The 12,355-nt window shown below is 57.6% G+C and carries 11 protein-coding genes; 8 read left to right on the top strand and 3 right to left on the bottom strand.

From position 1 onward, the window contains the following. The first annotated feature begins 29 nt into the window (after positions 1-29). Positions 30-716, top strand: coding sequence for a FadR/GntR family transcriptional regulator (locus BS640_RS13020; protein WP_084912706.1), 687 nt, complete (start codon positions 30-32; stop codon positions 714-716). Positions 717-849: 133 nt separating this feature from the next. Here BS640_RS13020 and hutG read toward each other — a convergent pair whose 3' ends face one another. The 3 genes from hutG to hutC all read right to left on the bottom strand — a co-directional run bounded on the left by hutG (position 850) and on the right by hutC (position 3,820). Further along, a complete protein-coding gene (hutG, locus tag BS640_RS13015) occupies positions 850-1,656 on the bottom strand; it encodes an N-formylglutamate deformylase (protein WP_084912705.1) in 807 nt (268 codons plus the stop codon). Continuing rightward, positions 1,653-2,903, bottom strand: coding sequence for an imidazolonepropionase (gene hutI, locus BS640_RS13010; RefSeq protein WP_084912704.1), 1,251 nt, complete (start codon positions 2,901-2,903; stop codon positions 1,653-1,655). The genes hutG and hutI overlap by 4 nt, the downstream gene beginning before the upstream one ends. 131 nt (positions 2,904-3,034) lie before the next feature. After that, a complete protein-coding gene (gene hutC, locus BS640_RS13005; RefSeq protein WP_017491175.1) occupies positions 3,035-3,820 on the bottom strand; it encodes a histidine utilization repressor in 786 nt (261 codons plus the stop codon). 167 nt (positions 3,821-3,987) lie between these two features. On the opposite strand from hutC, the gene BS640_RS13000 reads away from it, so the two are divergent. From BS640_RS13000 to hutU, 7 genes are all read left to right on the top strand, one after another. Then, entirely contained in the window at positions 3,988-5,355 is a 1,368-nt protein-coding gene (locus tag BS640_RS13000; protein WP_084912703.1) for a formimidoylglutamate deiminase, read from the top strand. Positions 5,356-5,363: 8 nt separating this feature from the next. Further along, the gene (locus tag BS640_RS12995; RefSeq protein WP_017491173.1) at positions 5,364-5,948 is read left to right on the top strand and encodes a HutD/Ves family protein; all 585 of its coding nucleotides are present in this window, start codon (positions 5,364-5,366) and stop codon (positions 5,946-5,948) included. Between the two features lie 270 nt (positions 5,949-6,218). Further along, positions 6,219-7,217, top strand: coding sequence for an ABC transporter substrate-binding protein (locus BS640_RS12990; protein WP_017491172.1), 999 nt, complete (start codon positions 6,219-6,221; stop codon positions 7,215-7,217). A gap of 17 nt (positions 7,218-7,234) precedes the next feature. Beyond that, on the top strand, positions 7,235-8,113 hold the full coding sequence (locus BS640_RS12985) for an ABC transporter permease (RefSeq protein WP_084912702.1): 879 nt from the start codon (positions 7,235-7,237) through the stop codon (positions 8,111-8,113). Continuing rightward, positions 8,110-8,895 carry an ABC transporter ATP-binding protein gene (locus BS640_RS12980; protein ID WP_017491170.1) on the top strand — a complete coding sequence of 262 codons (786 nt, stop codon included), beginning with the start codon at positions 8,110-8,112 and terminating at the stop codon, positions 8,893-8,895. Before BS640_RS12985 ends, BS640_RS12980 begins: the two co-directional genes overlap by 4 nt. A gap of 125 nt (positions 8,896-9,020) precedes the next feature. Next, positions 9,021-10,568 carry a histidine ammonia-lyase gene (hutH, locus tag BS640_RS12975; RefSeq protein ID WP_084912701.1) on the top strand — a complete coding sequence of 516 codons (1,548 nt, stop codon included), beginning with the start codon at positions 9,021-9,023 and terminating at the stop codon, positions 10,566-10,568. A gap of 50 nt (positions 10,569-10,618) precedes the next feature. Then, a complete protein-coding gene (hutU, locus tag BS640_RS12970; protein WP_084912700.1) occupies positions 10,619-12,301 on the top strand; it encodes a urocanate hydratase in 1,683 nt (560 codons plus the stop codon). The last annotated feature ends 54 nt before the right edge of the window (positions 12,302-12,355 follow it).

The following is a 12,355-nucleotide window of genomic DNA, read 5'->3' as shown; positions in this document are numbered from 1 at the left end:
CGATAGCAGAATCAAATTCGAGGAATAAAATGGAATTACCAACGCTAAAAGTGGAAAGGCTCTACCGTCAGATTTCCAATCTGCTGATCGGGTATATCAACGGCGGTGAATTTTTGCCGGGGCAGATGATTCCTTCTGAGCGTGATTTGGCGAAGCAGTTGGGCGTCAGCCGTTCATCGATTCGTGAGGCCCTGATTGCTCTTGAGATAACCGGCTGGGTGGAGATCCGCACCGGGAATGGCGTTTACGTCAATAATCCACTGCCGACGCAGTCGACCGCACCGGCAGAAGAGGAATTCAGCCTGCAATCGCTGGTGAAGGCTCGCCAGATTTATGAATGTACCACCGCCGAGCTTGCCGCCTTGAACGGCACCGACGATCAGCGCGAAAAGCTGGCTGAAATCAACCGTGAACTGACGCAGTTGAACATCAACAATCAGGATTTCTTGCAGGAGGATAAACGCTTTCACCTGATGATTAGCGAGATGACCGGCAATGAAGTGCTGCGCGATATGATGGAATATCTGTGGAACAAGCGTGAGTCGGCGCGCTTTGTCCGCCTGGAGGCACACTATGCCGAGACTGACTTTCCGCTGGAGATGAACGCCGACCACCAGGCCATCACCGATGCGATTCTGGCCCGTGACCCGACAGCGGCCAAGAAGGCGATGCAGCTGCATTTGCAACACGTCTATGACCGGTTATTTAATGAATAACCTTCCGCCTCCCTGAAGCGGCGGCGCGCATATTGACCCGAATCTCACTGACCTGCGGTGACTCATCGGGATTATACGGCCGCAGCTCCAGCGACTTTGGCAGTGTGGTGGTCATTGCCAAGGCTTAGCAGGCTTATTTATAAACCTGTTCACCCCAATGCAGCATCCCGCCCAGCATCTGCTTTAACACTGCCTGTAAGGGCTCGGCTTTTTGCGGCGCATAGGGGTACGGCTCAATCTCTTCCATATAGTTACACTGCGCCAGCTCAAGCTGAACGGCGTGCAGGTGCTGGTTGGGCTGGCCGTAGGCGCGGGTGATGTATCCGCCTTTAAAGCGGCCGTTGAGCACGTGGGTGAATTTATCCTGCGCGGTGCAGCAGCCCTCTACCACGTCGCTGAGTCCCGATGCACAGCTAAGCCCACCGTTGGTGCCGAGGTTCAGGTCCGGCAGTTTACCCTCGAACAGGCGTGGGATAACCGAGGCGATAGAGTGTGCGTCAAACAGCATGGCGTAGCCGTGCAGTTGCTTGAGGCGGGCCAGTTCCTGCTGGATCTTTTGATGGTAGGGCTGCCAGATATCGTTCAGATAACCTTGACGCTGTTCGTCGCTCGGCTGCTGGCCTTCTTTGAAGGTCGCACGACCGTCGAACAGGGTATCGGGATACAGCCCGGTGGTGGCCGTGGTGTAAAGCGGTTTGTCATCGGCCGGGCGATTGAGGTCAATCACAAAGCGCGAATATTGGCCGATGATCATGCTCGCGCCCAGCGCCTTGGCAAAATCGTAGAGCTGCGGAATATGCCAGTCGGTATCGGAAAGCGGCAGCGCGGCGTCGGTCAGGCCGCTAGCGACTTCAGGCGTAAGATGGGTCCCGGCGTGGGGAATACTGATCAGCAGCGGCGCGCTGCCCTGAATAAATTCAAACGGATCGGCAAGACTCATAAACGAATTTCTCCTCGATAAACCACGGTGCAGGGCAGTTGCCCCCCCAGCCAATAAACCAGTTCAGCCGGACGCGCGAGCGGCCAGTGTACAAAATCGGCCACCTTTCCGCTTTCCAGCGTGCCGTGCGTTTCCTGTAATCCTAGCGCCTTCGCCCCGTGGCAGGTGATACCGGCCAGCGCTTCTTCCGGCGTCATGCGAAACAGCGTACAGGCCATATTGAGCATCAGGCGCAGTGACAGTGCGGGCGAAGTCCCGGGATTAGCGTCACTCGCCAGCGCCATCGGCACACCGTGACGACGAAACAGCTCAACCGGTGGACACTGGGTTTCACGCAGCAGGTAATAGGCGCCCGGCAACAACACCGCGACGGTGCCGCTTTCTGCCATCGCCTCAGCGTCAGACTCGGTGGCGTATTCCAGATGATCGGCGGAAAGCGCGTGATGCTTCGCCGCGAGGGTGCTGCCGTGCAAGGATGAGAGCTGTTCTGCGTGCAGCTTGACCGGCAGTCCCAGCGATGCGGCGGCGTTAAACACGCGCTCAACCTGGGCGGGTGAAAAGGCCAGATGTTCGCAGAAAGCGTCGACCGCATCGGCAAGATTTTCCTGTGCCACCTGAGGCAGCAGGGTATCGCAGATCAGGTCAATATAATCATCGGCCCGCCCCTTGAACTCTGGCGGCACGGCGTGAGCGGCTAAGCAGGTTGATTTGACCTCAACCGCCTGCGTCGCGCCCAACTCGCGGATCGCTTGCAGCATTTTCAGTTCGCTTTCAACGCTTAACCCATATCCGGATTTTATTTCAATGCAGGTTACGCCTTCCGCCAGCAGCGGACGCAGGCGAAATTCGGCTTGCTCAAGCAACTGTGAGTGGCTGGCATCGCGGGTGGCGTTGACGGTGGAAAGAATGCCGCCGCCCTGAGCGGCAATTTCGGCATAGCTAACGCCGTTGAGGCGCTGTTCGAATTCGGCGCTACGGTCACCGCCAAAGACTAAATGGGTATGACAGTCGATAAAACCGGGGGTCACGATGCCGCCGCCAAAGTCGGTGCGCTGGGGGGCCGAAAAGTCCGGGCATTCGCTGAGCGGGCCGATCCACAGGATCTTGCCGTCTTTAACCGCAAGCGCGCCGTTTTCGATGATGTTGTAGCGCCCGTCGCGCAGGGTGACGAAATCCGCCCCAAACCACAGGCTGTCGCAGGGGGTTTTAGCCGCGAAAGGGGACGCTGAATGCAAGGGTGCCGCCATGAGAATCTCCTGACTGAACGTATCTTGTATAGACAACCACAGGCAAGCTAACGCATAAAATCCCGGGCGGCAAGCGGGAGAGCGATAGCTTTTTCTTATTTCTCAATCTACTGGCCGCCGTGCACAATGGCTTAGCCGTGGCTGGTAAAGCGGCCAAACAGCTGATAGCGCGAGCCGGGATACAGCAGTCTCGCCGAGGTTACCACCTGATTACCGCTCCAGGTGCGACGATGAATCAGCAGGCAAGGCTCGTGCTCTTTGAGCTGCAAATGACCGCTTTGCTCGGCGCTGGCGCTAACCGCCTCCACGCGATGCTCGCCGGAGGTCAGCGGGGCAACCTGCATCAGGTAGTCATAGGGCAGCCGGTTGTTGAAGACGTGCTGTAAGTAATCGGGTGCGGTTTTTGGATTCACGCAGCGTTCTTCAATCTGCACCGGGACGTCATTCTCGTAATGAACGATCTGTGAATAAAACAGGGAGTCGCCGCGTGCAATGCCGAGCTGCAACGCCTGTTCGGCATCCGCCGCGCGAGCTTCACAAATCAGAATTTTGCTGCTGTGGCGGTGGCCGCGCTCGGCGATTTCATCGGCAATGTTGTGCACCTCAAGCATCGGCGTGTAGGCCTTGGCCTCGGCAACGAAGGTACCCACCCCTTGCATGCGGATCAGGAACCCTTCGCTGGTCAGCTCACGCAGTGCGCGGTTGATGGTCATGCGGCTGACGCCAAGTTCGTTGACCAGTTCACTCTCCGACGGCACGCGCTGATGAGGTTGCCATACACCGGTGCGAATCTGGCCGATAATCGCCTGCTTCACGCGCTGATAAATCGGTGCCGGTGTATCGCTAATCGCCGCAGAGAGCTGCGACAGAATTTGCTGTGACACCACCTGTTGTTCCGACAACGATTGGTCAGACATGCCACTTACCTCACTATTATTAAAATTTTCTTCAAAAATCCAAGGTCTGGAGTTTACAGTTCTCAGCGCCGTATGTATATGTATAGACAAGCTGATGAATAAAATCTCAAAAGTTGCTTAAAATTTCTATTTTGCTGTTTTTAACACACTGAATCAGGAAGGCAGCCATGCCCTTATATTTCGCTTCCCGCGCCTTATTGCCTGACGGCTGGGCCAGGGATGTCCGTCTCGTGGTCAGCAGTGACGGTTTTATCACTGAAGCGCTGCCAAACTCCAGCGCCGATGACGCGAGGGTCTTGCCGGGGCCGGTGATTCCTGGCATGCCGAATCTGCATTCTCACGCCTTTCAGCGGGTGATGGCCGGGCTCGCTGAGGTGGCGGGCAATCCGCAGGACAGCTTCTGGACCTGGCGGGAGCTGATGTATCGCATGGTTGGTCGCCTGACGCCCGAACAGGTCGGCGTCATCGCCCGTCAGCTGTACATCGAAATGCTCAAGGGCGGCTATACCCAGGTCGCCGAATTCCACTATTTGCATCATGACCCGCAGGGCAAGCCCTACGCCAATGCGGGTGAGATGACCGCCGCGCTCAGCCACGCCGCCGTGCAGGCGGGGATCGGGCTGACCCTGCTGCCGGTGCTCTACAGCTATGCCGGGTTTGGCGCTCAGCCGCCGCAGCCGGGCCAGCGTCGTTTCATTCAGGACGCCGACAGCTATCTTCGTCAGCAGCAGACTATTGCCTCACAGATTAACGGGTTTGCCACGCAGAATCAGGGGCTGTGCTTCCATTCGCTGCGCGCGGTGTCGCTCGAGCAGATGCAGCTGGTGCTGGCCGCCAGCGACAGTGATTTACCGGTGCATATTCATATCTCCGAACAGATCAAAGAGGTCAACGACTGCCTCGCGTGGAGCGGTCAGCGGCCTATTGCCTGGCTGTTTAATCATCTTGAGGTCGATGCACGCTGGTGTCTTATCCACGCCACGCATCCCGACGGCTCCGAGCTTAAACAGCTGGCTCAGAGCGGGGCGGTCGCGGGTCTTTGTCCAACCACCGAAGCCAATCTGGGCGACGGCATCTTCCCAGGCGTGGATTACCTCGCCCTCGGCGGCAGGTGGGGTATAGGTTCAGACAGCCATGTTTCTCTCAACGTAGTCGAAGAACTGCGCTGGTTGGAATATGGTCAGCGCCTGCGCGATACGCGACGCAATCGTCTGACTACCGCCGAGCAACCCTCGGTGGGCGACCTGCTTTATACGCAGGCGTTAGCCGGTGGCGCACAGGCCTGCGCGATAGCAATCGGTCAACTTGCGGCCGGTTATCGTGCGGACTGGCTGGTGCTGGACCCAGACTGCCCGTATCTGGCCGCGGCAGACGACGGCCAATTGCTCAATCGTTGGTTATTTGCGGGTAATGCCTCACAAATTAAGGACGTATGGGTGGCGGGAGAGGCTAAAATTATTGCAGGCCGTCATCCGCAGCAGGCAGAGGCGGCGGCCGACTTTCTCGCCTTGCTAAAACTCCTGGGCCAGGAGTAGGAGCCACTATGCGTTTCCACGATTCGTTAACCTTTTTCAGCATCGACAGCCTGCCTGTCACACCCTGGCGCAACGGCGGTGGCGAAACCCGCGAAATTATCAGCATGCCGCAGGACGCCAAAGACTTTAACTGGCGCGCCAGCGTTGCCACCATTGCGCAGGACGGCCCGTTCTCGGCGTTTCCTGGCATCGACCGCTCCATTACCTTACTGACCGGCGAGGGCGTACACCTGTTTGCCGAAGGGCAGGTGGATCACCTGCTCACCACGCCCGGCGAACCTTTTGCCTTCTCCGGCGAAGTGCCACTGACCTCGACGCTTATCGGCGGGACCACCACCGATTTCAATATTATGACCCGTCACGGCACTTGCCGTTCGGTGGTCAGCCGCAAGGAGTACGACTTCTGCGCGCCGCTGTTGATGGGAGGCGTGTTGCTGGTGCTCAAGGGCGAATGGCTGTTGCAGGACGAAAAGCGGCTAACCGCTAATCAGGGAGTGGTGTGGAGCAACACGCAGGACGTCACGCTCGAACTGCTGTTGCGCGCCAGGAGTGTCGATAGCCTGCTGCTGTGGGCGGCGATTTTGCCGCTGTGAGCAGAAAGTCATGCGCCAAAATAGCGCGCATGCTGCACCGAATTAATCTCCTTGCCGGATAAGTCTGGTGGATAAACACCCAATAAGGTGGCTGAGAGCCGGTAATTCAATCACCAGCCCGTTTTTTTCGACCTTTCTGACGCGGTCAAAAGTGGCATAAAGTTTGCTGAATCTATAAACCAGCTTGTATAGACAAGAATAGACAGTGGCACGGCTCTCCTCTTCGGCGAGCCATTATTCCAAGACAGGACCTTTCGACGGGAGTGGCAAATGAACAACGTGTTTTCTAAAGCCGGAATGAAAAAATCCTTCACCTTATTGAGTCTGGCGGTGGCGCTGGGGGGCATTAGCGCAGGCGCGGCACAGGCGGCGGATACCCCGGTCGCTATTGGTATTTCTGGCTGGACGGGTTTTGCTCCTCTCACGCTTGCCGACAAGGCGGGCATCTTTAAGAAAAACGGCCTCGACGTCACCCTGAAGAGTGTCCCTCAGCAGTCACGCCATCTGGCGATTGCCTCGGGTTCCTTGCAGTGTGCGGCCACCACCGTTGAAACCTATCTGACCTGGAACGCAGCCGGTGTCGCTATCAAGCAGATAGTGCAGCTCGACAAGTCCTACGGTGCGGACGGCATCGCGGTGCGTCAAGGCATCAACAAGATTTCAGACCTGAAGGGTAAAACCATCAGCGTTGACGCCCCCGGTACGTCTTCCTATTTCCTGCTGGCCTGGATGCTGGATAAAAACGGCATGAGCGTCAAGGACGTCAAGTTGGCGACGCTGGGGCCTGACGCCGCCGCGCACGCTTTTATCGCTGGTCAAAATGATGCCGCGGTGACCTATGAGCCGTATCTTTCCACCATTCGCCAAAGCCCGGACAAGGGCAAGATCCTCGCCACCACGCTGCAATACCCGATGGTGATGGATACCCTGGGCTGTACGCCGAGCTTCCTCGAGAAAAATCCCAAGGCGGCTCAGGCGCTGGTCAACAGCTACTTTGAAGCGCTGGACATGATCAAGAAAGACCCCGAAAAATCTAACGAAATCATGGGTGCGGCGGTGAAGGAAACCGGCAAGCAGTTTGCCGAGGAGTCGAGCTATCTGCGCTGGCAAGATCTCAACCAGAACAAACAATTCTTCAGCGGTGAGATAACCCGCTTCAGTCAAGAGGCGGCAACGCTGCTGACGGAGATGAAGATTCTGCGTAAAACGCCCGATATCAGTACCTTGTTCGATCCTCAGTACGTTAATAACGCCACGGTTGCGAAATAGTCATGAAGGGAGCGTTGATGCAAAGTCCTGTTACTCATGCACCGCAGGAACCCTCCGAGTCAGTTCAACGCGAGCCGGGACCTTTGCCGGCGAGCAAAAAGGTCTGGCATAACCCGATGATGGTTCCGCTGCGGCCCGTGCCCAGCCGCCAACGCTGGTTTTTGGGTTTCTGCTTCTTTGTGGTGTTTTTCGTCGCCTGGGCGCTGGTCACCTTCACCGGCGTGGTGTCGCCGACGTTTTTAGCGAATCCTGCCAGTATGCTGGAAGAGGGCTGGCTGCTGTTTACCCAGTTCGACTTCGCCAATGATATCGGCATGACGGTGATGCGGGTGTTGGGCGGCTTTGTTCTGGCGTCAATAATTGCCGTTCCGCTGGGGATAATGATGGGCTCTTACAAGCTTATCGAGGCCTTCTTCGAGCCGTTCGTCTCTTTTTGCCGCTATCTTCCCGCCTCGGCGTTTGTCCCGCTGCTTATCCTGTGGGCCGGTATCGGCGAGATGCAAAAAATACTGGTTATCTTCATCGGCTCATTCTTCCAGATAACCCTGATGGTGGCCGTGACGGTGGGCGCAGCGCGTCGCGACCTGGTTGAAGCGGCATATACGCTGGGGGCAACCAATCGCAGCGTGGTGCGTCGGGTTATTATTCCCGGTGCCGCACCGGAGATTGCCGAGCTGCTGCGTCTGGTGCTCGGCTGGGCATGGACCTACGTTATCGTCGCCGAGCTGATTGGCTCCTCAAGCGGGATAGGCCACATGATTGTCGACAGTCAGGCGATGCTCAACACAGGACAAATGATCTTCGGCATTATCGTCATTGGCTGCATTGGCCTGCTGTCGGACTTCCTGTTTAAAGCCGCCAACCGTCGCCTGTTTGTCTGGAGCGCATTTAAATGAATAAACCCAAGCTGAGCGTGCGACAGGTTGAACGCATCTTCACCGGCCCGAAGGGCGAGAAAACGCAGGCGCTGCTGCCGGTGGATTATCAGGTCAATGAAAACGATTTTATCACCATCCTCGGGCCTTCGGGCTGCGGCAAATCGACGCTGCTGCGCATTGTTGCCGGCCTCGACCAGCCAACGCGTGGCGAGGTGTGGCTGGACGGCGAACGGGTAGAAGGGCCGGGGGCCGATCGCGGCATGGTTTTCCAGAGCTACACGCTGTTCCCGTGGCTCAGCGTGCAGCAAAACATCTGTTTCGGCCTCGAAGAGCGCGGGGTGAGCAAAGCGGCACAAAAGGAGCGTAGCGACTACTTTATTAACAAGGTCGGGCTGCGTGGTTTCGAGCATCACTTCCCGCGTCAGCTGTCGGGCGGTATGCAGCAGCGTACTGCCATCGCCCGTGCGCTGGCCAATGACCCAAAAATCCTGCTGATGGACGAACCGTTCGGCGCGTTGGACAACCAGACCCGAGTGATGATGCAGGAACTGCTGCTGTCGATTTGGGAGTCGTCGCGCAAAACCGTGCTTTTCGTGACGCACGATATCGACGAGGCGATTTTTATGGCCAATAAGGTCGCGATTTTCAGCGCACGGCCGGGAAGAATCAAGACCGAGGTGGCGGTGGATTTTCCGCATCCTCGTGAGTATCGACTCAAAACCTCGCCGGAATTCATGGCATTAAAGGCCAGAGTAACGGAAGAAATACGCGTCGAGACGCTACAGGCGCAAGAGCACTAGCTTAACGGTAACCGCTTTACAGTCACCTATTTACGGCGGGAGTTTTCCGCAAACGAACCGATATCCCGGGCGGTCAGCCGTCCCGGGAATTTGTTTCACTTAACTTGTCTATACAGGAATAGATTATGGCTTCTTCATCCAAAGATATGACACTTTGCCATCTGCAACCCGGTCAGGTTGATTTGGCCACGCTGCGTAAAATTTATCAGGGCAATGTGCGCATAGAACTGGCTGATTCGGCGCGCGCCGATGTGCTGGCATCGCAGGAAACTGTGCAGCGCATTGTCGAGCAGGGACGCGTGGTTTACGGCATTAACACCGGTTTTGGCAAGCTTGCCCAAACCATGATCCCGGCCGAACGTCTGGCCGAACTACAGCGCAATCTGGTGCTGTCGCACAGCGTAGGGATTGGCGAAGACCTGCCGGACAACGTGGTACGCCTGGTGATGGCAACCAAGGTACTCAGCCTGTCTCGCGGCCATTCCGGTATCCGCATTGAGGTTATCGAGGCGCTGATTGCGTTGTTCAACGCGGGCGTGATGCCGTGCATTCCCGAAAAAGGCTCGGTCGGGGCATCGGGTGATTTAGCGCCGCTGGCGCACCTTTCTCTGATGCTGATTGGTGAGGGTCAGGTCCGCGTTAACGGCGTGAAAATATCTGCGGTGGAAGGGCTGGCGACTGTCGGCCTCAAACCTTTCGTGCTGGGGCCTAAAGAGGGTCTGGCGCTGCTCAACGGTACGCAGGTTTCGACCTCGCTGGCGCTGCGTGGTTTGTTTGAGGGTGAGCGTGTTTTCGCCGCCGGACTGGTGGCCGGTGCGCTGTCGCTCGAGGCGATTAAAGGTTCAGTCAAACCTTTGGATGCGCGTATTCACGAAGCCCGTGGACAAGAGGGACAAATCGCGGTGGCGGCGGCCGTCTCCAGGCTGCTGGCAGGGAGTGACATTGTCACCTCTCACGCGAACTGCGGGCGTGTGCAGGACCCGTATTCGATTCGCTGTGTGCCGCAGGTGATGGGCGCCTGCCTCGATAATCTCAAGCATGCTGCGCGAATTCTGCAAATTGAAGCCAACGCCGCGTCCGACAACCCGCTGGTGTTTGAGAACGGCGACGTGATTTCTGGCGGTAACTTCCACGCTGAACCGGTGGCCTTCGCCGCCGACATTATTGCGCTGGCGGTGGCCGAGATTGGGGCCATCTCTGAACGCCGCCTCGCGCTGCTGCTCGACACCGGTCTCTCTGGTCTGCCGCCGTTCCTGGTGCACGACGGTGGCGTCAACTCCGGCTTTATGATTGCGCAGGTGACCGCTGCCGCGCTGGCCTCCGAGAATAAATCGCTGGCGCATCCCGGCAGCGTAGACAGTCTGCCGACCTCCGCCAATCAGGAAGACCACGTGTCGATGGCGACCTATGCGGCCCGCCGTCTGGGGGATATGTGCTTTAACACCGCTGTAGTGGTCGGCATTGAGGCGATGGCCGCCGTGCAGGGCATCGATTTCAACCGTCCGCTGCGCAGCTCCGAGATTATCGAAGGTGAAATCAACGCCGTACGCGAGAAGGTGGCCTTCCTCGAGCGCGACCGCCTGATGGCGCCGGATGTCGAAAATATGCGCCTGTGGGCCAGCCGTGAACACTGGCCTGAGCCGATTCAGTCCCTGCTGCCAAGCTTTCGTTAATCTTAAAAAATACGTTGAATACTGACGTTTAAATCATGAAGGAGTGAAAAATGAATTCACCGCAGAAAACCGCCGTTGCCCGCGTCATTCGCGCCCCGCATGGCACGGAGTTGAGCTGTCAGAACTGGCTGATTGAAGCGGCCTACCGCATGATTCAAAACAATCTGGATCCCGACGTCGCCGAACGTCCTGAAGATCTGGTGGTGTACGGTGGCATCGGCAAAGCGGCACGCAACTGGCCGGCGTTCGAGGGGATTCTGGCCAGCTTGCGCAGCCTCAAAGAAGATGAAACGCTGCTGGTGCAGTCCGGCAAGCCGGTGGGCATTTTCCGCACCCACACCGATGCACCGCGGGTGCTGATTGCCAACTCCAACCTGGTACCACACTGGGCCAACTGGGAGCATTTTCATGAGTTGGATAAGGCGGGTTTGATGATGTACGGCCAGATGACGGCCGGTTCGTGGATTTATATCGGTGCGCAGGGCATCGTTCAGGGTACCTATGAGACCTTCGCCGAGGCGGGTCGCCAGCACTATGACAGCAACCTGCGCGGCAAGTGGATCCTCACCGCCGGTCTGGGTGGCATGGGTGGCGCGCAGCCGTTGGCGGGCGTCCTCGCGGGTGCCTGTGTGCTGGCTATAGAGTGTCAGGAGTCGCGCATTGATTTCCGTCTGCGTACCCGCTATCTCGACTACAAGGCACACAGCATTGACGAAGCGCTGACCATGATTGAAACGGCCTGCGCCGAGAAGAAGGCCATTTCCGTAGGTCTGCTGGGCAACGCCGCCGACATTATGCCTGAGTTGGTGAAACGTGCGCAGCAGGGCGGATTGCGCCCGGATATTGTCACCGATCAGACTTCGGCCCATGACCCACTCAACGGCTACCTGCCGCAGGGCTGGACGCTCGAGCAGTGGCAAGAGGCGCGTAAGTCCGACCCACAGTCGGTGGTCAAAGCGGCGCGTGCCTCGATGGCCGTTCACGTGCAGGCGATGCTCGATTTCCACGCGATGGGCATTCCCACCGTCGATTACGGTAATAACATTCGTCAGGTTGCTAAAGATGAAGGCGTTGAAAATGCCTTTGATTTCCCTGGGTTTGTGCCTGCCTACATTCGTCCGCTGTTCTGCGAAGGCAAAGGTCCGTTCCGCTGGGTAGCGCTGTCCGGTGACCCGGAAGACATCTATAAAACCGATGCCAAACTCAAAGAGCTGTTCCCGGATAATGCTAATCTAATCAACTGGCTGGACATGGCCCGTGAGCGAATTGCCTTCCAGGGTTTACCGGCGCGTATTTGCTGGCTGGGGTTGGGTGAGCGCCACATCGCCGGTCTGGCATTTAACGAAATGGTGCGCAACGGAGAACTGAAAGCGCCGGTGGTCATCGGTCGTGACCATCTCGATACCGGTTCCGTTGCGTCACCAAACCGTGAGACGGAAGCCATGAAAGACGGTTCCGATGCTGTGTCTGACTGGCCGCTGCTCAACGCGTTGTTAAACACTGCGGGGGGAGCGACCTGGGTAAGCCTGCACCACGGCGGTGGCGTGGGCATGGGCTTCTCGCAGCACGCAGGGATGGTTATTGTCTGTGACGGTACGGAGGCGGCCGATGCCCGACTGGCTCGCGTTCTGTTCAACGACCCGGCCACCGGCGTGATGCGTCATGCTGATGCGGGTTACGAACAGGCGATCGAATGTGCCAAAACCCACGAGCTGAACCTGCCGATGCTCTGATGAGGTCAGGGGTTTGGATTAAAAAGGCGGGCAGAAGAGAGCATCTTCTGGCCG

Source organism: Rouxiella badensis (genome assembly GCF_002093665.1).
Lineage (GTDB): Bacteria > Pseudomonadota > Gammaproteobacteria > Enterobacterales > Enterobacteriaceae > Rouxiella > Rouxiella badensis.
This window is presented reverse-complemented; position numbering and strand designations above follow the sequence as displayed.

Excerpts from the sequence above, each read along its gene's own strand:
- BS640_RS13020 (WP_084912706.1), top strand. The coding sequence starts at position 30 with ATGGAATTACCAACGCTAAAAGTGGAAAGGCTCTACCGTCAGATTTCC.
- hutG (WP_084912705.1), bottom strand. The coding sequence starts at position 1,656 with ATGAGTCTTGCCGATCCGTTTGAATTTATTCAGGGCAGCGCGCCGCTG.
- hutI (WP_084912704.1), bottom strand. The coding sequence starts at position 2,903 with ATGGCGGCACCCTTGCATTCAGCGTCCCCTTTCGCGGCTAAAACCCCC.
- hutC (WP_017491175.1), bottom strand. The coding sequence starts at position 3,820 with ATGTCTGACCAATCGTTGTCGGAACAACAGGTGGTGTCACAGCAAATT.
- BS640_RS13000 (WP_084912703.1), top strand. The coding sequence starts at position 3,988 with ATGCCCTTATATTTCGCTTCCCGCGCCTTATTGCCTGACGGCTGGGCC.
- BS640_RS12995 (WP_017491173.1), top strand. The coding sequence starts at position 5,364 with ATGCGTTTCCACGATTCGTTAACCTTTTTCAGCATCGACAGCCTGCCT.
- BS640_RS12990 (WP_017491172.1), top strand. The coding sequence starts at position 6,219 with ATGAACAACGTGTTTTCTAAAGCCGGAATGAAAAAATCCTTCACCTTA.
- BS640_RS12985 (WP_084912702.1), top strand. The coding sequence starts at position 7,235 with ATGCAAAGTCCTGTTACTCATGCACCGCAGGAACCCTCCGAGTCAGTT.
- BS640_RS12980 (WP_017491170.1), top strand. The coding sequence starts at position 8,110 with ATGAATAAACCCAAGCTGAGCGTGCGACAGGTTGAACGCATCTTCACC.
- hutH (WP_084912701.1), top strand. The coding sequence starts at position 9,021 with ATGGCTTCTTCATCCAAAGATATGACACTTTGCCATCTGCAACCCGGT.
- hutU (WP_084912700.1), top strand. The coding sequence starts at position 10,619 with ATGAATTCACCGCAGAAAACCGCCGTTGCCCGCGTCATTCGCGCCCCG.